This is a genomic window from Roseateles oligotrophus (assembly GCF_014204525.1).
Taxonomy (GTDB): domain Bacteria; phylum Pseudomonadota; class Gammaproteobacteria; order Burkholderiales; family Burkholderiaceae_C; genus Paucibacter_A; species Paucibacter_A oligotrophus_A.
This window is the reverse complement of record NZ_JACHLP010000003.1, coordinates 25,532-44,848: the sequence shown is the minus strand read 5'-3', so window position 1 is coordinate 44,848 and position 19,317 is coordinate 25,532. Positions and strand designations below refer to the sequence as shown.

Annotated in this window: 23 protein-coding genes; 12 read left to right on the top strand and 11 right to left on the bottom strand. The window is 65.6% G+C overall.

Translation table 11 applies throughout. The features are described from left to right. Positions 1-9 precede the first annotated feature (9 nt). On the bottom strand, positions 10-960 hold the full coding sequence (locus tag HNP55_RS07840; protein WP_184297977.1) for a cation diffusion facilitator family transporter: 951 nt from the start codon (positions 958-960) through the stop codon (positions 10-12). Between the two features lie 162 nt (positions 961-1,122). Between HNP55_RS07840 and HNP55_RS07835 the strand changes: the two genes are divergently transcribed. Both HNP55_RS07835 and HNP55_RS07830 read left to right on the top strand, forming a co-directional pair. After that, on the top strand, positions 1,123-1,290 hold the full coding sequence (locus HNP55_RS07835; RefSeq protein WP_184297975.1) for a hypothetical protein: 168 nt from the start codon (positions 1,123-1,125) through the stop codon (positions 1,288-1,290). A 153-nt stretch (positions 1,291-1,443) separates the two neighbouring features. Continuing rightward, positions 1,444-3,102 carry an NAD(P)/FAD-dependent oxidoreductase gene (locus HNP55_RS07830; RefSeq protein WP_184297974.1) on the top strand — a complete coding sequence of 553 codons (1,659 nt, stop codon included), beginning with the start codon at positions 1,444-1,446 and terminating at the stop codon, positions 3,100-3,102. Positions 3,103-3,125: 23 nt separating this feature from the next. Here the strand turns inward: HNP55_RS07830 and HNP55_RS07825 are convergent, their stop codons facing one another. Both HNP55_RS07825 and HNP55_RS07820 read right to left on the bottom strand, forming a co-directional pair. Beyond that, positions 3,126-3,311 (bottom strand): hypothetical protein, encoded by a 186-nt coding sequence (locus tag HNP55_RS07825; protein ID WP_184297972.1) that lies wholly within the window; start codon positions 3,309-3,311, stop codon positions 3,126-3,128. A 140-nt stretch (positions 3,312-3,451) separates the two neighbouring features. Beyond that, on the bottom strand, positions 3,452-3,733 hold the full coding sequence (locus HNP55_RS07820; protein WP_184297970.1) for a hypothetical protein: 282 nt from the start codon (positions 3,731-3,733) through the stop codon (positions 3,452-3,454). A 13-nt stretch (positions 3,734-3,746) separates the two neighbouring features. Between HNP55_RS07820 and HNP55_RS07815 the strand changes: the two genes are divergently transcribed. Next, positions 3,747-4,028: a DUF427 domain-containing protein gene (locus HNP55_RS07815; protein ID WP_184297968.1), complete on the top strand. Its 282-nt coding sequence runs from the start codon at positions 3,747-3,749 to the stop codon at positions 4,026-4,028. 10 nt (positions 4,029-4,038) lie between these two features. Here the strand turns inward: HNP55_RS07815 and HNP55_RS07810 are convergent, their stop codons facing one another. The 4 genes from HNP55_RS07810 to apaG all read right to left on the bottom strand — a co-directional run bounded on the left by HNP55_RS07810 (position 4,039) and on the right by apaG (position 8,034). Then, complete coding sequence (locus HNP55_RS07810; protein ID WP_184297966.1) at positions 4,039-4,212, bottom strand: hypothetical protein; 174 nt, start codon at positions 4,210-4,212, stop codon at positions 4,039-4,041. Positions 4,213-4,305: 93 nt separating this feature from the next. Continuing rightward, on the bottom strand, positions 4,306-5,442 hold the full coding sequence (locus tag HNP55_RS07805; RefSeq protein ID WP_246448309.1) for a murein transglycosylase A: 1,137 nt from the start codon (positions 5,440-5,442) through the stop codon (positions 4,306-4,308). Positions 5,443-5,632: 190 nt separating this feature from the next. Beyond that, positions 5,633-7,645 (bottom strand): site-specific recombinase, encoded by a 2,013-nt coding sequence (locus tag HNP55_RS07800; protein ID WP_184297962.1) that lies wholly within the window; start codon positions 7,643-7,645, stop codon positions 5,633-5,635. 14 nt (positions 7,646-7,659) lie between these two features. Further along, the gene (gene apaG / locus HNP55_RS07795; protein WP_184297960.1) at positions 7,660-8,034 is read right to left on the bottom strand and encodes a Co2+/Mg2+ efflux protein ApaG; all 375 of its coding nucleotides are present in this window, start codon (positions 8,032-8,034) and stop codon (positions 7,660-7,662) included. 84 nt (positions 8,035-8,118) lie between these two features. On the opposite strand from apaG, the gene HNP55_RS07790 reads away from it, so the two are divergent. From HNP55_RS07790 to HNP55_RS07770, 5 genes are all read left to right on the top strand, one after another. Further along, on the top strand, positions 8,119-8,748 hold the full coding sequence (locus tag HNP55_RS07790) for a DNA-3-methyladenine glycosylase I (RefSeq protein WP_184297958.1): 630 nt from the start codon (positions 8,119-8,121) through the stop codon (positions 8,746-8,748). A gap of 79 nt (positions 8,749-8,827) precedes the next feature. Then, entirely contained in the window at positions 8,828-10,204 is a 1,377-nt protein-coding gene (locus HNP55_RS07785; RefSeq protein WP_184297956.1) for a glycerophosphodiester phosphodiesterase family protein, read from the top strand. A 101-nt stretch (positions 10,205-10,305) separates the two neighbouring features. Further along, on the top strand, positions 10,306-11,016 hold the full coding sequence (locus tag HNP55_RS07780) for a glutathione S-transferase N-terminal domain-containing protein (RefSeq protein WP_184297954.1): 711 nt from the start codon (positions 10,306-10,308) through the stop codon (positions 11,014-11,016). Between the two features lie 70 nt (positions 11,017-11,086). Beyond that, positions 11,087-11,770, top strand: a complete 684-nt coding sequence (gene rpe, locus HNP55_RS07775; RefSeq protein ID WP_184297952.1) for a ribulose-phosphate 3-epimerase — start codon at positions 11,087-11,089, stop codon at positions 11,768-11,770. Between the two features lie 2 nt (positions 11,771-11,772). Further along, the gene (locus tag HNP55_RS07770; RefSeq protein ID WP_184297950.1) at positions 11,773-12,279 is read left to right on the top strand and encodes a low molecular weight protein-tyrosine-phosphatase; all 507 of its coding nucleotides are present in this window, start codon (positions 11,773-11,775) and stop codon (positions 12,277-12,279) included. 45 nt (positions 12,280-12,324) lie between these two features. Here HNP55_RS07770 and HNP55_RS07765 read toward each other — a convergent pair whose 3' ends face one another. From HNP55_RS07765 to HNP55_RS07755, 3 genes are read right to left on the bottom strand one after another with little or no spacing between them, the layout of a single operon-like run. Then, positions 12,325-13,281 (bottom strand): pseudouridine-5'-phosphate glycosidase, encoded by a 957-nt coding sequence (locus tag HNP55_RS07765; protein ID WP_184297948.1) that lies wholly within the window; start codon positions 13,279-13,281, stop codon positions 12,325-12,327. Positions 13,282-13,283: 2 nt separating this feature from the next. Next, positions 13,284-14,381, bottom strand: coding sequence for a carbohydrate kinase (locus HNP55_RS07760; protein WP_184297946.1), 1,098 nt, complete (start codon positions 14,379-14,381; stop codon positions 13,284-13,286). 42 nt (positions 14,382-14,423) lie between these two features. Next, a complete protein-coding gene (locus HNP55_RS07755; RefSeq protein ID WP_184297944.1) occupies positions 14,424-14,819 on the bottom strand; it encodes a SirB2 family protein in 396 nt (131 codons plus the stop codon). A gap of 209 nt (positions 14,820-15,028) precedes the next feature. Here HNP55_RS07755 and HNP55_RS07750 point away from each other — a divergent pair, with 209 nt between their 5' ends. Next, positions 15,029-15,607, top strand: coding sequence for a PEP-CTERM sorting domain-containing protein (locus tag HNP55_RS07750; RefSeq protein WP_184297942.1), 579 nt, complete (start codon positions 15,029-15,031; stop codon positions 15,605-15,607). 93 nt (positions 15,608-15,700) lie between these two features. Then, complete coding sequence (gene gph / locus HNP55_RS07745; RefSeq protein WP_184297940.1) at positions 15,701-16,381, top strand: phosphoglycolate phosphatase; 681 nt, start codon at positions 15,701-15,703, stop codon at positions 16,379-16,381. A gap of 18 nt (positions 16,382-16,399) precedes the next feature. Here gph and HNP55_RS07740 read toward each other — a convergent pair whose 3' ends face one another. After that, positions 16,400-16,990 (bottom strand): chalcone isomerase family protein, encoded by a 591-nt coding sequence (locus HNP55_RS07740; protein WP_184297938.1) that lies wholly within the window; start codon positions 16,988-16,990, stop codon positions 16,400-16,402. Between the two features lie 420 nt (positions 16,991-17,410). Here HNP55_RS07740 and trpE point away from each other — a divergent pair, with 420 nt between their 5' ends. After that, positions 17,411-18,898, top strand: a complete 1,488-nt coding sequence (gene trpE, locus HNP55_RS07735) for an anthranilate synthase component I (protein WP_184297936.1) — start codon at positions 17,411-17,413, stop codon at positions 18,896-18,898. Further along, the gene (locus tag HNP55_RS07730) at positions 18,898-19,305 is read left to right on the top strand and encodes a GxxExxY protein (RefSeq protein WP_184297934.1); all 408 of its coding nucleotides are present in this window, start codon (positions 18,898-18,900) and stop codon (positions 19,303-19,305) included. The genes trpE and HNP55_RS07730 overlap by 1 nt, the downstream gene beginning before the upstream one ends. Positions 19,306-19,317 lie beyond the last annotated feature (12 nt).

The following is a 19,317-nucleotide window of genomic DNA, read 5'->3' as shown; positions in this document are numbered from 1 at the left end:
GCGGAGGTTTCAGCCGCCTGGCTTGATCGCGTGATCCAGATCGGGCCGCCTCCAGGGGTCCAGATGGGTCATCAGGTCCAGCACGCGGTGACGCTGCAGCACGCGCTGGCGCGCCAGCACCGAGATCTCGTGGCCGGCCTCGACGGTGATCTGGGCGTCCACCTCCAGGTGCGCGTCCACCACAATCATGTCGCCCATCTTGCGGCTGCGCACATCGTGGACGTTACGCACGCCGGGGGTCTCGAGCAGGGTCTGGCGTATGGCCGCGACCTCCTCGTCGTCGGCCGCGCGGTCCATCAAATCATGCAGGGCGCTCCAGCCAAAGCTCCAGCCCATCTTGCCGACCATAAAGCCCACGATCAGCGCGGCAATCGGGTCCAGCAAGGGATAGCCGGCCAGATTGCCGACGATGCCCAGCCCCACCACCAGGCTGGAGGCGGCGTCCGAGCGTGCATGCCAGGCATTGGCCACCAGCATGCTGGACTTGACCCGCTTGGCAACAGTCAGCATGTAGCGGAACAGCGTCTCCTTGGCCACCAGGGCGATGCCGGCCACCCACAGGGCCAGGCCGTGTACGGTCGGGATGGCTTCGGGGTTCTGCAGCTTGGCCGCCGCGCTCCACAACATGCCCACTCCCACGCTCAGCAGCAAAAGGCCCAGGGCCAGGGAGGCGGCCGTCTCGAAGCGGTGGTGGCCGTAGGGGTGGTCCGCATCGGCGTCCTTCTGGCTGTGGTGGTTGGCGAAGAGCACGACGAAGTCCGACACCAGATCCGAGAGCGAATGGATGCCGTCCGCCACCAGGGCCTGCGATTTGGCCAGCACGCCGACGACGATCTGGATGCTGCTCAGGATCACATTGACGACGACGCTGACCCAGGTGCTGCGCGAGGCGGCGGCCACCTTCTCCTGCGGGCTGATGCTGGGGTCGTCCGGCTCCTCGATGACTTTGTGGGTGTGCATGGTGAGGATCGTAAACAGGTTTGGAGCTGATGCAGCGGGCCCGAATTGCAGGCTTCGGGCCAGGCAAGCTCAGAACACCGTAAAATGCGCAGTTCATTCCAACCAATGGGTTGGATATCGTCTGCTTTTATCAGCATCCAATTCCTTGTACCGGAGCCATTCATGGGCAACAAAATCGTCACCGAAGCCGCACGTCGCGCTACCCCCCGTCCCGCCGCTCCCAAAGGCGTGACCTTCACGGCTCCCCGCGGCCAAAAGGTCAGCCTGGAGCGCGGTTCGCACACCCGCAGCAAGAAGAACCCCGGCAAGCGTTGCAGCAACGGCGGCTAAGCCCTTGCCAGTTTGCGGCTCCGGTTCTTTGCGGAATCGGGCGCCCGAGCTGAGAACAACAGGCCCTACCATTCGGCAGGGCCTGTGTTTTTTTGAGCGCGCCAATCCTGTTTTGTGGCCCCGCCTGTTTTGCTGACTCACTGAATCACCGCCATGCTTCGCATCACCGAACTCCGCCTGCCGCTGGACCATGCCGAGGACGCCCTGCGCCCCGCCATCGAGCAACGCCTGGGTCTGGGCGCTGCGGCGCAGCTGCTGGGTTTTACCGTCTTCAAGCGCAGTTATGACGCGCGCAAGAAGTCGGCCATTCAGCTGATCTACACCCTCGATTGCGAGTTGGCGGCGGGCCTGGAGGCGGAGCTTTTGCAGCGCCATGCGGGTGACGCGCATATCAAGCCCTCGCCCGATACGAATTACCAATTTGTTGGCCACGCGCCGGCAGATTTCTACGCTCAGCAGCGCCCGCGGCCGGTGGTGGTCGGCTTCGGCCCCTGCGGCATTTTTGCGGCCCTGATCCTGGCCCAGATGGGCTTGCGCCCCATCGTGCTGGAGCGCGGCAAGCCCGTGCGCGAACGCACCAAGGACACCTGGGGCCTGTGGCGGACCAGCGAGCTGAACCCGGAGTCGAATGTGCAATTCGGCGAGGGCGGGGCCGGCACCTTCTCCGACGGCAAGCTGTGGAGCCAGATCTCCGACCCGCGCCACCTGACCCGCAAGGTCTTGAACGAGTTCGTCAAGGCGGGCGCGCCGGAGGAGATCCTGTACGTCAGCAAGCCCCATATCGGCACCTTCCGCCTTGTTTCGATGGTGATCAAGATGCGCGCCGATATCGAGGCCCTGGGCGGCGAGATCCGTTTCGAGCAAAAGGTTTCGGATGTGCTGATCGAGCAAGGCCATGTGCGCGGTGTGCTGCTGGCCTCGGGCGAGCAGATCGCCGCAGATCACGTCGTGCTGGCCCTGGGCCACAGCGCCCGCGACACCTTCGCGATGCTGCACGAGCGCGGCGTCTTCATGGAGGCCAAGCCTTTTTCCATCGGCTATCGCATCGAGCATCCGCAAAGCATCATCGACGCCGCCCGCTTCGGCCCCAACGCCGGCAACGAGATCCTCGGCGCCGCCGATTACAAGCTGGTGCATCACGCCAAGAACGGCCGTTCGGTCTACAGCTTCTGCATGTGCCCCGGTGGCACCGTGGTGGCGGCCACCTCCGAGCCCGAGCGCGTGGTCACCAATGGCATGAGCCAGTATTCGCGCAACGAGCGCAATGCCAATGCCGGCATCGTGGTCGGCATCAGCCCGCAGGACTATCGCCAGGACGGCAAGACGGAAGGCCCGGTCAGCCCGCTGGACGGCATGGCCTTCCAGCGCATCTGGGAGAGCCGCGCCTACGAGCTGGGCGAGGGCGGCTACAAAGCCCCCGGCGCCCTGGTGGGCGACTTCATCAAGCGCCAGCGCAGCAAGGTTCTGGGCAATGTGGAGCCCAGCTACAAGCCCGGCGTGACGCTGACCGATCTGCAGCAAAAAGGCCGTGGCAGCCTGCCCGGCTACTGTCTGGACGCGATCCGCGAAGCCTTGCCGGCCTTTGAGCGTCAGATCAAGGGCTTCAGCATGGCCGATGCGGTGCTGACCGGTGTCGAGACCCGCACCTCCTCGCCGCTGCGCATCACCCGCGGGCGCGACTACCAAAGTCTCAATGTCAAAGGCCTGTACCCCGCCGGTGAAGGTGCGGGTTATGCCGGCGGCATCATGTCGGCCGGGGTGGATGGCATCGAGGTGGCGGAGGCCTTGGGCCGGGATCTGCTGGGGCCTTAAGGCTGAACGCGGGCGGGTTCCGCCTAAGCCTTGTCTTCCATGGTGACCATGGTCATGCAGCGGTAGTGTCGGCTGCCGCCTTCAATTTTCTCCAGCTGGCGTTCAATCGCCTCGCAGCGGTCTGCTTCTCTGAATTCCTTTAGTACGGTGGCACTGTGCCAGTCGGTGCTGGCGAAGACGATCAGGAAATAGAGCAGGCAGGTGTTCATCGGCGTATCTGTTGGCGCGAGTTCCATACCTTGAGAAGCTCGCATTCATTCAGGGAGCGCGGATCTTATGTGTGTATTTGTGCGCTCAAGATATGCGTTATGCGATACGTACATTTTGTTGCTTATTAGCGCCAGGCAACTCAGGTTGTCATGATTTCGATCAACTCCTTGACGAATTCCAGCGCCTCCTCCGGCGTGCCGAAGTAGTACTCGCCGCCCAGGTCGGCGACATCGCCTTCCGGGCCGATGTGGACGACGGACCAGCCTTCGGCGCCGCCGCCGATGGCGCAGACGCCGAAGCTGCCGGGGGCCAATTCCTTGGCCGAGCCGGCGGTGATGAAGATGTCTTTGCCGAGATGGGAGTGGTAGCGTTTCACCCGCCCATTGTCCGCCATGGCTATAGTCCGCCAGGCAAACAACAAGGAGGCTCTGCTGATGAAGGCAGTTTGGAATGGCGTGGTGCTCGCCGAGAGCGCCGACACCGTGCTGGTGGAAGGCAATCACTATTTCCCGGCGGATTCGCTCAAGCGCGAATACACCACATTCAGCAACCATCGCACGGGCTGCGCCTGGAAGGGCCAGGCGCACTACCTGAGCCTGTTCGTCAATGGCGAGATGAACCCCGACGCGGTCTGGTTCTACCCCGAGCCCACGGAGGCTGCTGCCGAAATCAAGGGCCGTTACGCCTTCTGGAAGGGCGTGCAGATCCTGCCTTGAACGCAGCTCGTCAGCCGGAGCGGCTGTTGACGGCGGCCTCGAACAGCCCGAGCAGGAATTGGCTCGCTTCGGAGTCGAGGAACAAGGCCTTGAGCAGGACGCCGGCAAAGATGAGCAGCACGGCGATCAAGAGCGCCATATGCAAGCCACCTTCGGAATACTCGTGGAGTTTTTGCCTGGACATGATGAGCTCCTTGGTAAAAAGGCGATGGCTCCCTGTCCTCCGACGCTCTAACTGTAGTCTCAAGCGGCGCGCTGCGCCAGCGCCAGGCGCATATCAATAGAGGGTCTTGCCGGCCTCGGTCGCCGGCCACAGCGCCCACAGCCGCAGCGGGTTTTTCATGCGGCCGGCCTGCGCCTCGGCTTCGCGGCCCCAGCCCCAGAAGTAGTCGGCCCGCACGGCGCCGGTGATGGCGCTGCCGGTGTCCTGGGCCATGGTCAGGCGGCGCAGGGGCAGCAGGCTCATGGGGTCCAGGCTGTCCAGCCACAAGGGTGTGCCGTAGGGGATGCTGGCGCGGTCCACCGCCACCGAGCGGCCCGGCGTCAGGGGCACGCCCTGGGCGCCGCGCGGGCCTTTGTTCGGATCGCCCAGGGGCTCCTCGCGGAAGAAGACATAGCGCGGATTGCTCCACAGGACCTCGCTGGCGCGCAGCGGGTTGCGGCGCAGCCAGTCGCGGATCTGCGGCCAGGAGGCCTCGCCGGGGCGCAGCTCGCCGCGTTCGATCAAGGCCTTGCCCACCGATTGATAGGGCTGGTCGTTGTGGCCGGCAAAAGCCATGCGAACCCATTGCTCGGCGCCGTCCGGCCCGCTGATGCGCAGCCGGCCCGAGCCCTGGATCTGCAGCACCAGCAGATCCAGCGGGTCGTCCAGAAAGGCCAGCTCATGCTTGCGCAGGCGCGCCCGCAGCTGCGGCTCGCTCTCGATCTGCTGGCGGGTGAAATAGGGCCGGCGCTGCTGCAGATCGGCCGGCGCCGCATGCACCGGCACCTGGAAGGCGCCTTGCGGCCGCCGCCTGGCCTCCAGCTGGGGTTCGAAATAGCCGGTCAAGAGGCCTTGGCCCTCGCCCTCCAGGCTTTCCACCCGGTAGGGGCGCAGATGCTGCATCAGCCACAAGCTGGCTTCGGCATCGCTCTGTGGTGTTTCCACACGGGCCTGGGCGCAGACCTCGGCCCAGCCGGGCGCGGGCCGCGCACAGCCTTGCAGCAAGGCCGGCCACAGCTCGCTGGCGCGGTCCTCGCCCCAGCCGGGCAACTCGCTCCAATCGGCGGCAACCCAGCGCGAGCGTTCGCGCAGCAGCACCTGGCGGCTGCGTTGCGGCGTGGCCTCGGCCTCGGCGCTGCGGGCCTCGCCGAGGCTGGGGGCGGTTTTACCCGGCGCGGTGCTGCTGGGCGGCGGCGTCGAGCAGGCCGCCAGCAGCCCTAGAATCGCCAGCGCTGCGGCTGGGCGCAGGCTTGCAAACCTTGCAAATCTTGTGGATGGGGCGAAAACGATGGCTGTGATTTTGCTGGAGGCCTTGGCCGCCTTGGCACTGCTGATTTTTATTGTTTGGTGGACCATGTTCTCGGGGCGCAAGGGCGGGGAGCGGCGCGATGAGGGCAGCGATTCATGAGCTCTGCTTGGGCGGCAGGAAGAAGCTGCGGGGCTGCTCGCGCAGGCGCTGCCAGATAGCGCGCGTCACCCGCGCCCGGTCGGCCAGGCGGATACCGCGCGAGCGCAGCGCCACCTTCATCGCCAGGTAAAAGCTGACGCCCAGATTCAGCACGCCGGTGCAGGCGATGCCGGCCACGCACCACCAGAAGGCGCCCATCTTCAGCACCTCGGGGCCGAGGGCGCCGGCCGCCGCGGCCAGCTGGCCGGTGGACAGGGTGACGTGGCGCACATCCAGCGGGATGCCGATAAAGCCCAGCACCGGCGGAACCAGGCCCAGCATCAGGCCCAGCGAGACATTGGCGGCCATGCCGCTGATATTGGCCCGCCACCACTGCGCCCAGCGCTGGGCACGGGCGGCGCCCAGGCGGGCGATCAGGCCGGGGTTCCAGGCGATGGCGGCATCCAGGCGGTGGAAGACAAACCAGTTCTCGACCCAGCCCGCCACCAGGCTGCTGCTGAACAGCAGCACACCGGTGAAGGCGGCGAACAGCAGCGAGGGGCCCAGCAGGGTCAGGCTGTGCAGGACGTAGTGGGCTTGCTGCGGCCCGACCAGGGGCGCGCCAAAGATCAGCTGGCTCAGCACTTGCGCGCCCAGCACCAGCGGTGCCACCACGGCCAGATTGCCCAGGATGCCGGCCATCTGCGAACGCAGCAGATTGGCCACCTCGTCGACAAAGCTCTGCAGGCCTTCCTCGGTCTCGATGTGCTCCAGCTTTTGCGCCATCGCCGGTGCCGTCATGGCCGGTTGCTTGGTCGCGACCGTCCAGTGCAGCAGATGGATGATGACGAAGCTGGCGGCGTAGTTGACGCCGGCCCAGAAGCCGCCCCACAAGGCGCTCAGGCCCAGGGCCATGACCAGGAATTTGACGAAGGTGGTGCCGGCGATGATGGCGCCGCCGCCCGCCGCGTGGTTCAGCATCAGGCGGTAGTCGGCGCGGTCGCGGGTGATGTAGTGCTCACCCGTCTCGGCGCTGCGCTCGGCCACTTTGCGGGCCAGCAGGGAGTAATGGCTGGCAAACAGGGTGCGGATGCTGCGCCGTTCATGGTCCACCCGCACCAGGCTGGCCAACAGGCGCTGCAGCTCGCGCTGGGGCTGCTCGCTGCAGAGGCAGTCCAGCAGGGCTTCAATGCGCTGGATGCGGGCCTGCAGCTGTTCGACGGCGAACATGATGTCCACCGACACGCCATGCTGCTCCAGATGCTCGGGCACGCTGGCGGCGGCGCGGTGGCAGGCCTCCAGCAGGGCGCGCAGGTATTGCAGGCTTTGCTGGGTGGCGGCCGGGTCCTGCTCGTGCAGGGCCTGCACCAGGGCGTCGCAGGCGCTCGCCAATTGCTCGAAGGGCTTGGTGGCCAGCAGCTCTTCGCTCATGCGCCGGCGCAGGCTGCCGTTCAGGCCCGAGGCGCGCACGGCGCTGACCAGGGCCGTCAGGCCGCTGATCATGGGCATGGTCCAGGGTTTGGGCTCCGTGGTGTGCAGCGCCGAGCGGCCCAGGGCCAGCAGATCGCTCAGGCGCTGGATCATGTCCTCGTCCATGGCCAGCAGCCATTGCTCGTCCGCCTCGTCGGGGAAGAGCAGGTCGAAGAGCTCGCCCAGATCATCGGTGTCGGCGCTGCGGGGCAGCAGGTGCTGGCGCAGGCGGTGCAGGCACTCGCTCCACAAGGCCACGCGCGGCGCAAAGCCCACATCGGTGAACAGGCCGACGGCCTCCACATCGCGCCAGATGCTGTTCAGCAGCTCGGCGATGGGCTTGGCATGTTCGGGGTGGCGGTCCAGCACATTGAGCAGGTGCTTGAGCCGCAGCAGGGGCAGTGGGGTCTGGCTGGCTTTTTCTTCGCGCTCGGCCGGGTGGCGCAGCCATTCCAGCAAGCGGGCCAGCCACAGATTGCGAGCGGCGAGCTGGGCGCGTGGGTCGGCGGCATTGAGCAGGGCCGTCAGGTCCCAGGTCTTGGCAGGACGGATCAGCATGGGCGACAGCAGGCTCAATGCAGAGTGCTGCTGTCGGCCAGCATGAACTCGGGCACTTCGGTGTAGAAGACCTCGGCCTCTTCGCTGACGCACAGAAAGCGGCCGCGCATGCTGCCCTGTGGTGTGGCGATCTGCGCCCAGGAGCTGTATTTGAAGGACTGGCCCGGCGCCAGCAGGGGCTGGTGGCCGACGACGGCCAGGCCGTCCACCGTCTGCTCGTGGCCGCGGGCGTCGACGATGGTCCAGTGGCGAGCGATCAGCTGGGCCGCGATATCGCCCGTGTTCTCAATCGTGATGGTGTAGCTATAGGCATGGATGCCTTGCTCGACTTGCGTCTGTTCGGCCAGGACTGCGACCTGGACGCTGCATGTGAATTGAGGATTTGCCATGGCTGCATTCTAGGATCCCGACAAACTTCTGGGTGCTTGCGCGGCTATGCTGGCAGGTCTGCTTATTCCTGCCGCGAGCCGCCCATGAGTTCTGAAACGCTGTATCTGCCTCCCGATGGTTGGCCACGTTGCCGCTGGTGCGCGGCCGCGGCCGGGGACGAGGCTTATCTGCGCTATCACGACACGGAGTGGGGCTTCCCGGTTGGCGATGACAAGCGCCTGTTCGAGAAGCTGTGCCTGGAAGGCTTTCAGTCCGGCCTGTCCTGGCGCACGATTCTGAACAAGCGGGAGGGCTTCCGCGCCGCCTTCGCTGGCTTTGACTTCGAGCAGGTCGCGCGTTTCGGCCCGGCCGATGTGGAGCGCCTGCTGCAGGACGCCGCCATCGTGCGCCACCGCGGCAAGATCGAAGCCGCCATCAATAATGCACAGCGCTGCCTGGAGCTGGTGGCCGAGCAGGGCTCGCTGGCCCGCTATATCTGGCGCTTCGAGCCGCAGCAGCAGGGTGGCCAGGAGCCCGAGCCGCAGTCGCTGACGGAGTCCGAGGCATCAAAGGCCCTGTCCAAGGACTTGAAGAAGCGCGGCTGGAAGTTTGTCGGCCCCACCACCATGTATGCCTTCATCCAGTCCATGGGCCTGATCAACGACCATGCTCATGGTTGCGTGATCCGGGAGCAGACGGCCAAGGCCCGGGCGGCCTTCCAACGACCGCGCTGATGCGTTTGTGACACTGTCATGCGCTGGACACCTGGGCTGGGCACACTGTGACCATCCCTTGGCTTGCCCTGAAGATCGCATGAAAACCCAGCCCTCCCTCAAGAAGAATCAATACCTGGCCCGTGGCGGCCTGGCGCTGTCGGCCCTGGCCGCAAGCCTGGGCCTGGTGGCCTGTGGCGGCGGCGATGTGCTCACGCCCCTGCCCACGCTGGGCGGCGCGGACCCGCTGGTGATCGGCCATCGCGGCCTGCCGGGTCTGTTCCCCGAGGAGACCGGCCCGGCCTACGAGGGCGCGGCCGATGCCGGCGCCGACTCGCTGGAGCTGGACTTGCACCTCAGCAAGGACTGCCAGCTGATCGCCCGCCACAACCCCTGGCTCAGCGACAACACCAATATCGCCGAGGTCGCCAAGAGCAATGCCGAGGTGGCCGCCCGCAAGCGCACGGTGCCCGGCGTCAAGGTGCCGGTCAAATACGATGTGGCCGTCTACGGCGGCCCGGCCTTCTATCTGAGTGACCTGACCGACCCCAAGGATCCCAAGTCGGTGCTGAAGTCCCTGGTGGTCGACGGCGAAGACCACACGGGCGATTGGTCCATCAGCGACTTCACGGCGGCCGAGCTGAAGAAATGGCTGGGCGGCACCAGCTATGACAACGCCAAGGACCGGGTGCAGGCCACGGCCCAGAACGGCAAATACCCGGTCATCACCTTCCAGGAGGTGATCGATATTGCCGCGGCCAAGAGCAAGGCCAGCGGTCGCAAGCTGAGCGTCTACCCCGAGCTGAAGAACCCGGTCTGGAACAACGCTCAGGCCAAGGCCAATGGCTGCGGCACGGGCGAGCGGCCGTTCGAGGACATCTTCCTCAAGGTCATTCGCGACAACAAGCTGGACAGCCGCGATGCCCCCATCTTTGTGCAGAGCTTTGACCCGCCGACGCTCAAATACCTGCGCGCCGCCGGCATGCAGGCGCGCGCTGTGCAGCTGATCGACGGCAATGACGTCAACTACAAGACCGGCGAGATGATTTACCAGCAGCCGGACGAGTGGAACTTCATCTCCGGCCGACCCTATAGCTGGACCGTCGCCGGTGACCCGCGTTACTTCGGCGTTCTGCTGACCCCGGCCGGCCTGGCCGAGATCAAAACCTATGCCGACGGCATCGGCCCCTGGAAGCCGCAGCTGATGCTGCACACCACGCCCGATGGCACGGGCGGGCTGAAGGCCGTCAACAAGGTCACGCCCAGCAGCGTGATCGCCGATGCGCACAAGGCCGGCTTGATCGTGCATGTCTACACCTTCCGCAGCGAGGCCAGCCGCCTGGCCGGCGTCTATCAAGGCGATCCGGTGGCCGAGTACCTGGCCTATTACCGCGCCGGTGTGGACGGTGTGTTCAGCGACTTCGCCGGCACCGCCTTTGACGCACGCCAGCGTTATCTGAAGGAAATGGGGCGCTGAGACTCTGGCCCCGGGGCTGCGTGACAGCCCTGGGTCGGGCAAGGGCTTTGCCGGGGCGCTGACAATCGGCCGACCTTGCACGATTGCCCAGGAGAGAACCCATGTCCGCAGCGCCAGATCACCAGGCTCGTCCCCGCATCAGCGACAGATGGCCGGCCCGCCACCCCGAGCGCCTGCAGCTCTACTCGCTGCCCACGCCCAACGGGGTCAAGGTCTCCATCATGCTGGAGGAGACCGGCCTGGCCTATGAGCCGCATCTGCTCAGCTTTGCCAGCCAGGATCAGCTCACGCCGGAGTTTTTGTCGCTCAATCCGAACAACAAGATCCCCGCCATCGTCGACCCCGATGGCCCCGGCGGCCAGCCCCTGGCCTTGTTCGAGTCCGGCGCCATCCTGATCTATCTGGCCGAGAAGACCGGCCAGCTGCTGCCTCGCGAGGCCGCGGCGCGCTATCAGACGATTCAGTGGCTGATGTTCCAGATGGGCGGCGTGGGCCCCATGTTTGGCCAGCTGGGTTTCTTCCACAAATTCGCCGGCAAGGACTTTGAGGACAAGCGCCCGCGCGATCGTTATGCGGCCGAGTCGCGCCGCCTGCTGGCGGTGCTGAACCAGCACCTGGCCGGCCGCGCCTGGATGATGGGGGCGGACTACAGCATTGCCGATATCGCCATCTTCCCCTGGGTCAACAATCTGATCGACTTCTATGCCGCGGGCGAGTTGGTGGGCTTTGCCGACTTCCCCGAAGTGCAGCGGGTGTTGAGCGCCTTTCTGGCCCGGCCCGCCGTGCAGCGGGGGCTGAAGATCCCCGCTTGAACTGGCGGGCTCGTGGCGGTGGGCGCAGGCCCTAGAATTCGCGCACATATTCCCTGGTCCGCCCATCGCCATGAACAAGACATTCCGCATCGCCCCCAGCATTCTTTCGGCCGACTTTGCCCGCCTGGGCGAGGAGGTGCGCAATGTCCTGGCGGCCGGGGCCGACTGGATCCACTTCGACGTGATGGACAACCATTACGTCCCCAATCTGACCTTCGGGCCCATGGTTTGCGAGGCCTTGCGCAAGCACTCGGTCAAGCCCGACGGCACGCCCGCCCCCATCGATGTGCACCTGATGGTGGAGCCGGTGGACAGCCTGGCCGTGGCCTTCGCCAAGGCCGGTGCCGATCTGGTCAGCTTCCACCCCGATGCCTCCAAGCATGTGGACCGCACCCTGCAACTGATCAAGGCCGAGGGCAAGCAGGCCGGCCTGGTCTTCAACCCGGCCGAATCGCTGGACGTGCTGGAGTGGGTGATCGACAAGGTCGACCTGGTGTTGATCATGAGCGTCAACCCCGGCTTCGGCGGTCAGAGCTTCATCCCCAGCGCCTTGAAGAAGCTGGAAGCGGCCCGCAAGATCATCGAGCGCAGCGGCCGCGACATCCGCCTGGAGATCGATGGCGGCGTCAAGGTCGACAATATCCGCCAGATTGCCGACGCCGGCGCCGACACCTTTGTGGCCGGCTCCGCCATCTTCGGCAAGCCCGACTACAAGGCCGTGATCGACGCCATGCGTCAGGAACTGGTGCGCTGACCGTGGCCACGCCCTCGGTGCTGCTGGTCTGCACAGCCAATCTGTGCCGCTCGCCCATGGCCGAGACGGTGCTGAAGGCCTTGTTGATCGCCATGGGCCCGGCCGCGCCGCTGGACCCGAACCGGGTCGAGTCGGCCGGCACCCGTGCCGCGCCGCGCCCGCAGACCGTGGACGCCCGTGCCGCCGCCGCGCTGCAAAGAAGCGGGCTCAAGGCGGATCGCAAGTTCCGCTCCCGCCGCGTCGTGCCCGAGGACTTCGAACGCTTCGACCTGGTGCTGGCCATGGACCTGGAAAATCTGGACGATCTGCGCCGCCTGTGCCCCCAGCATCTGCAGTCGCGCGTCAAGCTGCTGCTGGACTACGCGCCTGGCCTGGCCGGGCATGAGATTCCTGACCCGTATTTCAGCCCCGTGGTCGCGTTCGACCGGGTGCTGGGCCTGTTGGGCCAAGGCCTGCAAGGCCTGATCGACAGTCAGACCCGGGCGGCAGAGGCGCAAAGCGCGGCCTGAGCGTAGCTTGCCGCCTGTCACGGGCGACCAAGTCCTGGCGCGCGCCTACTTGGGCCGGGCCTGAGCCAGCCCTTGACCTTGTTGCAGGGCCAGCGCCAGGGCCGCGCCCACGCGGGCATTGTTTTTCACCAGGGCGATATTGCTGGCCAGGCTGCGGCCCCCAGTCAAGGCCTTGATGCGGGCCAGCAAGAAGGGCGTGACGGCCTTGCCCTGAATGCCCTGGGCGGCCGCTTCCTGCAGGGCTTGTTGGGTGATGGCCTCGATCTCGGCGCCGGGCATGGCCTCGGCGGCGGGCACGGGGTTGCTGATCACCACGCCGCCGCTCAGGCCCAAGCCCCATTTGGTCCGCAGAAAGCGGGCTTGCTCGGCGGGGCTGTCGATCTGGAAGTCGGCGCGGTGGCCGCTGTCCGGGGTGTAGAAGGCCGCGAAATTGGCCTGGCCCACGCTGAGCACCGGCACGCCATGGGTCTCCAGGTATTCCAGGGTCAGGGCGATGTCCAGAATCGATTTGGCCCCGGCGCAGACCACGGCCACCGAGGTCCGGGCCAGCTCCTGCAGATCGGCGGAGATGTCAAACGAGGTCTCGGCGCCGCGATGCACGCCGCCGATGCCGCCGGTGACGAAGACTTGGATGCCGGCCAGCTCGGCGCAAATCATGGTGGCCGCCACGGTGGTGGCGCCGATCTTGTTTTGGCTCAGTGCGAAGGGCAGGTCGCGGCGGCTCAGCTTCATGGCCTCGGGCGACTGGCCCAGCAATTCCAGCTCCGCCTCCGACAGGCCGATGCGGATCTTGCCGCCCAGCACCGCGATGGTGGCGGGCACCGCGCCGGCGGCGCGGATGATGGCCTCGACCGCGCGCGCCGTCTGCACATTCTGCGGGTAAGGCATGCCGTGCGAAATGATGGTGGACTCCAGCGCCACCAGGGGCAGGCCGGCGGCGCGTGCGGCGGCCACCTCGTCGGAGCAGGCGAGGAAGCGTTCAAAGGATGCGTTGGGTTTCATGTTTAGCGTTCCAGCAAGGCAGGGCTGAGTTCGGGCGATACGCTGTGCTCGCTTTGCAGTGTCAGTGCCGCCAGGCGCAGGCCCAGGCGGCAGGCGCTGCGCAGATCGGCGGGGTCCTGGTGCAGGCCGGCGCAGACACCGGCGGCAAAGGCATCGCCCGCCCCGGTCACATCGCGCACTTCACGCAACTTGAGCTTGGGCGGCTTGAGCACCTGCCAGTCGCCGCCCAGCAGATCCTCGCAAAAGCGCAGGGGCTCGCCGCCATCCGTCAGCAAGAGGCGCTGCAGCCCGCGTTGGCCGAGCTGCTTGCGTGCGCGGTTCAGGGCCGCTTCGGAGTTGAGGCTGATGCCGGTGGCGGCGGCCAATTCATCGCGGTTGAGCAGCAGCAAGTCCAGGCCCTGCAAGTCCTCGGGCAGGCGTTCCATCTTGGGGCCGGAGACGGCCACGGCCAGCAAGGTCGTGCCGCTTTCCCGGCTCTCGGCCAGCAGGGCCGCCACCGAGTCGCGGGGCAGGTTCAGGTCCAGCATCAGCAGGCCGGCCTGGGCGCGCTGGGCCGCGCACTGGCGCAGAAAGTCCGGGTCCATGCGCTCGCACAAATCCATCTGCGCCAGGCCCAGCAGCAGCTCGCCATCGGGATTGAGCACGGCGGTGTAGCTGCCGGTGGGGACGTCCGCCGCGCTCAGGCTGCCGCGGGTGTCCACCCCCAGCTGTCTTGCATGGGCCAGCAAGGCCTGGCCGGCGGCGTCCTGGCCTACGGCCGTCAGCAGATGCACGGGCAGGCCCAGGCGGGCCAGGTTCTCGGCCACATTGCGGGCCACGCCGCCCAAGCTCTCGCTCTGGCTGGCCGGATTGGAGTTGCCCAGGTACAGGGGCTTGATGCCACGTAGCTTGCGATCGATATTGCTGCCGCCTATGCAGACGATGGGCTGCTCCTTGGGCAGCACATAGGCCCGGCCCAGCAGGCGGCGCTCTCGCGTCAGGGCCGCGATATGGCCGGCCACGGCCGAGCGCGACAAGCCCAGGGCATCGGCCAGCTCCTGCTGGCCGATGAAGGGGTTGGCGCGCACCAGGCCCAGCAGGCGTTCTTTCTTTGAATCCATGGCCGGACTGTAAAACAATTGTCCTTCTGAAGGGACAATTGTTTATTGCAGCATCAGCCGAAAGAAACCCCAGGGGCTTTTGCTGATCGCCACCGACACCATCCAGCCCACGGTGGCCAGGGCCGCGGCGAAGGCCAGGGTTCTTTGCCAAGCAGGCCGTCGGGCTTGCAAGGCCAGCACGCCCAGGCCGATATAGAGCAACAAGCCTAAAAGCTTGGCCAGCAGCCAGGGGCTGCTCAGCGGATTGAGCTGCAGCATCCACAAAAGCGCCAGGGCCGAGAGCAGCAGCAGGGAATCGACCAGATGCGGCAGGCGTTTGGCCAGGGGACGGCCCACCCAGGCCGCGCCATTCAGGCTGCCAAGGCCGCGGGCCGCAAAGCCGGCGATGGAAAGAGTCACCAGGCTCTGGTGCAGGGTTTTGAGAAGGAGGTAGTCCATGTGATTGAGGAGGGCGTTGCGGCCGGGTTTGCCAGCGCGCGCCGCCGTTTTTTGGGGCGCCTTTAAAGGTGTATGAAATATACGTCTTTTGAATTTCCATCCCTGACCAAGCGCAAACAGGGGACAGCTTGCCCGCCAAGTGGCCGAGAGCGCGGGCTATATTCACGCTGCCTTTGCAGGCTTCAATCACAAAACTCAGGGAGAAAACCATGACGACATATTTTTCAGGCATCGCAGGCAAGCCATCCAGCGCGCTGCTGCGCCGGACCGCGGCGAGTCTTTTCCTGGCGGGGGGGCTGATGGCCACCACTGCGGTTTCGGCGGCCACGCCGGTGCAGCTGTGGAACTGGAGCTATAGCGGCAGCGGCATTGCGGCCGCCGGCACGCTAACTACCAGCTTGAGCGTCAACAGCGCGGGCTTTTACGAGATCCTGTCCATCAGCGGCCAGCGCAATGGCGACCTCATCATCGGCCTGCAGCCCGCCGGCACGGCCATTCCCGGCAACGAGCCTTTTGTGGTGGACAACTGGATCAAGGCCGATGGCCAGCTGACGGGCGAGGGCTTCGGCTACCAAACCCAATCGGGCAGCTATGCCAATGTGTTTTTTGCGGAATGGCTGTCGCCGGCGGCCAATGTGGAGTTCATGACCATCCCGGCCCAGGGCTATAGCCACGAGGCGCAGGTCAGCTTCCAGCTGCAGCCGGTGCCCGAGCCCGCCGCATGGGCGCTGCTGTCGCTGGGCGGCCTGGCCTTGCTGGCCTTACGCCGCCGCCCAGGCCGGGATTAAGGCAGGCCCGCGCAAGGGCATTCGGGGTGCCGGCGCGGCCGGCCATCCCCAGCGGCTAGGATCCGTGCCATTCCCAAGCACGACGCCAAGCCCATGAACTCTGCCCTTGCGACGCCCTCATCTTTTGCCCGCCCCCGGGCCACCATCTTCGATCTCGACGGCACCCTGGTCGACACCTTGGGTGATTTCGTCGTGGTGCTCAACCGGGTATTGGCCGAACTGGGCCTGCCGGCGGTGGCGCGCGATTTTGTGGCGCTGACAATCGGGCAGGGCAGCGAGCACCTGATTCGCAGCACCCTGGCCCATGTGGGTGCCGAGCGCGGCCTGTACGAGCCGGCCTGGGCCGCCTACCAAGCCCATTACCGCGAATTGAACGGCCAGTTCTCGGCCGTCTTCCCCGGCGTCGTCGAGGGCCTGGAGCGGGTGCGCGCGCTCGGCCTGCCCATGGCCTGCGTGACCAATAAGCCGGCGGCCTTCGCCAAGGACTTGCTGGCCAGCAAGGGTTTGCTGGACTATTTTGACCAGGTCTTCGGCGGCGACAGCTTCGAGCGCAAAAAGCCCGACCCCATGCCCCTGCTTAAGACCTGCGAGGCCCTGGGCTCAAGGCCCGAGCAGACCTGGATGATTGGCGACTCCAGCAACGATGCCAAGGCCGCCCGTGCGGCCGGCTGCCCGGTGGTCTTGATGAGCTATGGCTATAACCACGGCGAGCCGATACAGGCCGTGCCGGCCCTGCAGCATCTGGATCGCCTGGATCAGCTGCGCCTGGGCTGAATCCAGATGGGCGCGCCGTCAACGCTGGCGGCCGCGCGGCACGCCGAGCAAGGCGTCCTTCAGGAATTCATCCGCGGGGGCCTTGCCCAGCCAGACGCGCAGAAAGGCGGCGTAGAACTCCGGCTCCTTGATGGGCGCGCCCATCACCTTGCCGTTGAGCTGGATCACCGAGCCGGTGCCGGGGATGTAGTCCACCGAGAAATGTTCGCCCGCCGCCAGGCTCTTGCGACTGGAGAAGATCTCGCCCACCCGCAGCACGCCGTTGATGGCCTTGGTGAATTCATCCCGGGTGGCGTTCTGTTCGATGCCCTTGGTGAAGAGCTTGCCCAGTTCGGTGCCATCAACCTCGCGCAACATGGTGATGTGCATGCGCTTGACGGTATTGCTGCCCAGCACCGTCTCGACATTGCTGCTCTTGCTGCCCAGATAGAGCGCCGCCGTGTAGACCTTGAACACGGCCTTGTAGCGTATGCCCGCGCCGTTGAGATGGGCCGGCTGCTTGCCGATCTCGACCTCGGTTTCGTATTTGACGCCGGCCACCTCCACCGTTTCGGCACAGGCCATGGCGGCCGCCAGTGTCAGGGCCGCCGCCACAAAGAATGCACGCATTCCTAGTCTCCAATTTTGACGGCCTTCTGCCGAGGCCGATGCAAGATCCCTGAGGCCGTGAGTATCGGTCAAACCCCGCGTCTCGACGGGACAAGCCCTTACGCCGCCCCGGCAAGGCGCTGCGCCGAGCTGCAAGGGCGCTGCTACACTCCGCCCCATGTTCATCACGCGCAAGCACATCAAAGGGTCGCATGACCGGGGAGCCTGGCCCTGGCGTCGTCCGCTGCACGACTTCAAACGCTGAAGCCGCTTGATGCTGTACGCATGCACGGGTGCCCTGGCCGCGAGGGCCTGAACACCCGGCGCCAAAAACGCCCTCCTGCGCGTGAAAATCCGTCAGCCAAGCGCCCTGAATGAATCCAGCGGCGCCCCTGTAGCCATCTCTGCCCGGGGCCGCCGCAAATCCAAGAACTGGGTTTCGTGATGACCGAACTTGAATTCAAAAGCCTGGCCGCCCAAGGCTATAACCGCATTCCGCTGATCAGCGAGGCCTTCGCCGATCTGGAAACGCCGCTCTCCCTCTACCTCAAGCTCTGTGCCGGCGGTGCCGGTGGCGGCAGGAACAGCTTCTTGCTGGAGTCGGTGGTGGGCGGCGAGCGCTTCGGCCGCTACTCCTTCATCGGCCTGCCGGCCCGCACCGTGCTTAAAAGCGTGGGCCGGCTCACCGAGGTCTTGCGCGACGGCGAATTGCAGGAGCGCCACGAGGGCGACCCGCTGGCCTTTATCGAGGCCTATCAAAAGCGCTTCAAGGTGGCGCTGCGCCCCGGCCTGCCGCGCTTTTGCGGCGGCCTGGCCGGCTACTTCGGCTACGACGCCGTGCGCTATATCGAGCCCAAGCTGGCCAAGACGGACAAGGCCGGTGGCATTGATACCCCCGATGTGATGCTTCTGCAATGCGAGGAGCTGGCGGTGATCGACAACCTCTCGGGCCGGCTCTACCTCATCGTCTACGCCGACCCGGCCCAGCCCGAGGCCTATTTCCGCGCCCAGAAGCGCCTGACGGCCTTGCGCGACCAGCTCAGCTACAGCGTCAGCGCCCCCCAGGTCAAGCGCGGCCAGGCCCATCCGGTGGAGCGCGAATTCGCCAAGGCCGACTACCTCGCCGCCGTGCTCAAGGCCAAGGAATACATCGCCGCCGGCGACATGATGCAGGTGCAGATCGGCCAGCGCCTGCGCAAGCGCTATACCGAGTCGCCGCTGAGCCTGTACCGCGCCCTGCGTTCGCTCAACCCCAGCCCATACATGTACTTCTATGACATGGGGGACTTCCAGATCGTCGGTGCCTCGCCCGAGATCCTGGTGCGCCAGGAGCCCACGCCCGAGGGACAAAAGGTCACGATTCGCCCGCTGGCCGGCACCCGCCCGCGCGGTGGCACGCTTGAGAAAGACCAGGCCCTGGAAGCCGAGCTGCGCGCCGACCCCAAGGAGCTGGCCGAGCATCTGATGCTGATCGACCTGGCCCGCAACGACATCGGCCGCATCGCCAAGACCGGTTCGGTCAAGGTCAGCGACGCCTTTGCGGTGGAGCGTTACTCCCACGTCATGCACATCGTCAGCAATGTCGAGGGGGGCTTGCGCGAGGGCTTGTCGAATATGGATGTGTTCCGCGCCACCTTCCCGGCCGGCACCTTGAGCGGCGCGCCCAAGATCCGCGCGATGGAAATCATCGATGAGCTGGAACCCGTCAAGCGCGGGCTTTACGGTGGTGCCTGCGGCTACATCAGCTTTGCCGGCGATATGGACCTGGCCATCGCCATCCGCACCGGCATCGTCAAGGACCAGGTGCTCTATGTGCAGGCCGCGGCCGGCGTGGTGGCCGACTCGGTGCCCGAGCTGGAATGGGCCGAGACCGAACACAAGGCTCGCGCTTTGATACGCGCGGCTGAACTCGTTGAGGAGGGGTTTTGATGGGCTCCAATCAATGCAACCACAGAGGCACAGAGGCACAGAGTTTTGATGTGTCCGAGCTCACGATAGGTGCGGCCATTGAGGTTCACCGAGAGTTAGGTCCAGGGCTTCTTGAAGCTGCATATGAAGCTGCCTTGTGCGCCGAGTTTGCATTGCGAGGCATCCAGTTTCGGCGTCAGATTGAAATGCCCATCGTCTACAAGGGCGTCCCCCTGGCTCAAAGCTATCGGGTGGATTTGATCGTTGAGGAAAGTTTGGTGCTGGAGTTGAAGGCAGTTGAACGATTGGAGGCGGTTCATACCGCGCAGCTATTGACCTATCTGAAGCTGCTGAATTTGCCTACAGGTTTGTTGATCAATTTCAATTGCGCGCAATTGCGTCAAGGGCTGAAGAGGGTGGCGCTATGAACTCAAAGCCTC

What these genes read in the sequence shown, in the direction of transcription:
- gph (WP_184297940.1), top strand. Translation starts at nt 15,701, where the DNA reads ATGAACTCTGCCCTTGCGACGCCCTCATCTTTTGCCCGCCCCCGGGCC.
- HNP55_RS07755 (WP_184297944.1), bottom strand. Translation starts at nt 14,819, where the DNA reads ATGGACTACCTCCTTCTCAAAACCCTGCACCAGAGCCTGGTGACTCTT.
- HNP55_RS07780 (WP_184297954.1), top strand. Translation starts at nt 10,306, where the DNA reads ATGTCCGCAGCGCCAGATCACCAGGCTCGTCCCCGCATCAGCGACAGA.
- HNP55_RS07840 (WP_184297977.1), bottom strand. Translation starts at nt 960, where the DNA reads ATGCACACCCACAAAGTCATCGAGGAGCCGGACGACCCCAGCATCAGC.
- HNP55_RS07785 (WP_184297956.1), top strand. Translation starts at nt 8,828, where the DNA reads ATGAAAACCCAGCCCTCCCTCAAGAAGAATCAATACCTGGCCCGTGGC.
- HNP55_RS07810 (WP_184297966.1), bottom strand. Translation starts at nt 4,212, where the DNA reads ATGTCCAGGCAAAAACTCCACGAGTATTCCGAAGGTGGCTTGCATATG.
- HNP55_RS07750 (WP_184297942.1), top strand. Translation starts at nt 15,029, where the DNA reads ATGACGACATATTTTTCAGGCATCGCAGGCAAGCCATCCAGCGCGCTG.
- HNP55_RS07835 (WP_184297975.1), top strand. Translation starts at nt 1,123, where the DNA reads ATGGGCAACAAAATCGTCACCGAAGCCGCACGTCGCGCTACCCCCCGT.
- HNP55_RS07760 (WP_184297946.1), bottom strand. Translation starts at nt 14,381, where the DNA reads ATGGATTCAAAGAAAGAACGCCTGCTGGGCCTGGTGCGCGCCAACCCC.
- HNP55_RS07830 (WP_184297974.1), top strand. Translation starts at nt 1,444, where the DNA reads ATGCTTCGCATCACCGAACTCCGCCTGCCGCTGGACCATGCCGAGGAC.
- HNP55_RS07730 (WP_184297934.1), top strand. Translation starts at nt 18,898, where the DNA reads ATGGGCTCCAATCAATGCAACCACAGAGGCACAGAGGCACAGAGTTTT.
- HNP55_RS07800 (WP_184297962.1), bottom strand. Translation starts at nt 7,645, where the DNA reads ATGCTGATCCGTCCTGCCAAGACCTGGGACCTGACGGCCCTGCTCAAT.
- HNP55_RS07790 (WP_184297958.1), top strand. Translation starts at nt 8,119, where the DNA reads ATGAGTTCTGAAACGCTGTATCTGCCTCCCGATGGTTGGCCACGTTGC.
- HNP55_RS07815 (WP_184297968.1), top strand. Translation starts at nt 3,747, where the DNA reads ATGAAGGCAGTTTGGAATGGCGTGGTGCTCGCCGAGAGCGCCGACACC.
- rpe (WP_184297952.1), top strand. Translation starts at nt 11,087, where the DNA reads ATGAACAAGACATTCCGCATCGCCCCCAGCATTCTTTCGGCCGACTTT.
- HNP55_RS07740 (WP_184297938.1), bottom strand. Translation starts at nt 16,990, where the DNA reads ATGCGTGCATTCTTTGTGGCGGCGGCCCTGACACTGGCGGCCGCCATG.
- apaG (WP_184297960.1), bottom strand. Translation starts at nt 8,034, where the DNA reads ATGGCAAATCCTCAATTCACATGCAGCGTCCAGGTCGCAGTCCTGGCC.
- HNP55_RS07825 (WP_184297972.1), bottom strand. Translation starts at nt 3,311, where the DNA reads ATGAACACCTGCCTGCTCTATTTCCTGATCGTCTTCGCCAGCACCGAC.
- HNP55_RS07765 (WP_184297948.1), bottom strand. Translation starts at nt 13,281, where the DNA reads ATGAAACCCAACGCATCCTTTGAACGCTTCCTCGCCTGCTCCGACGAG.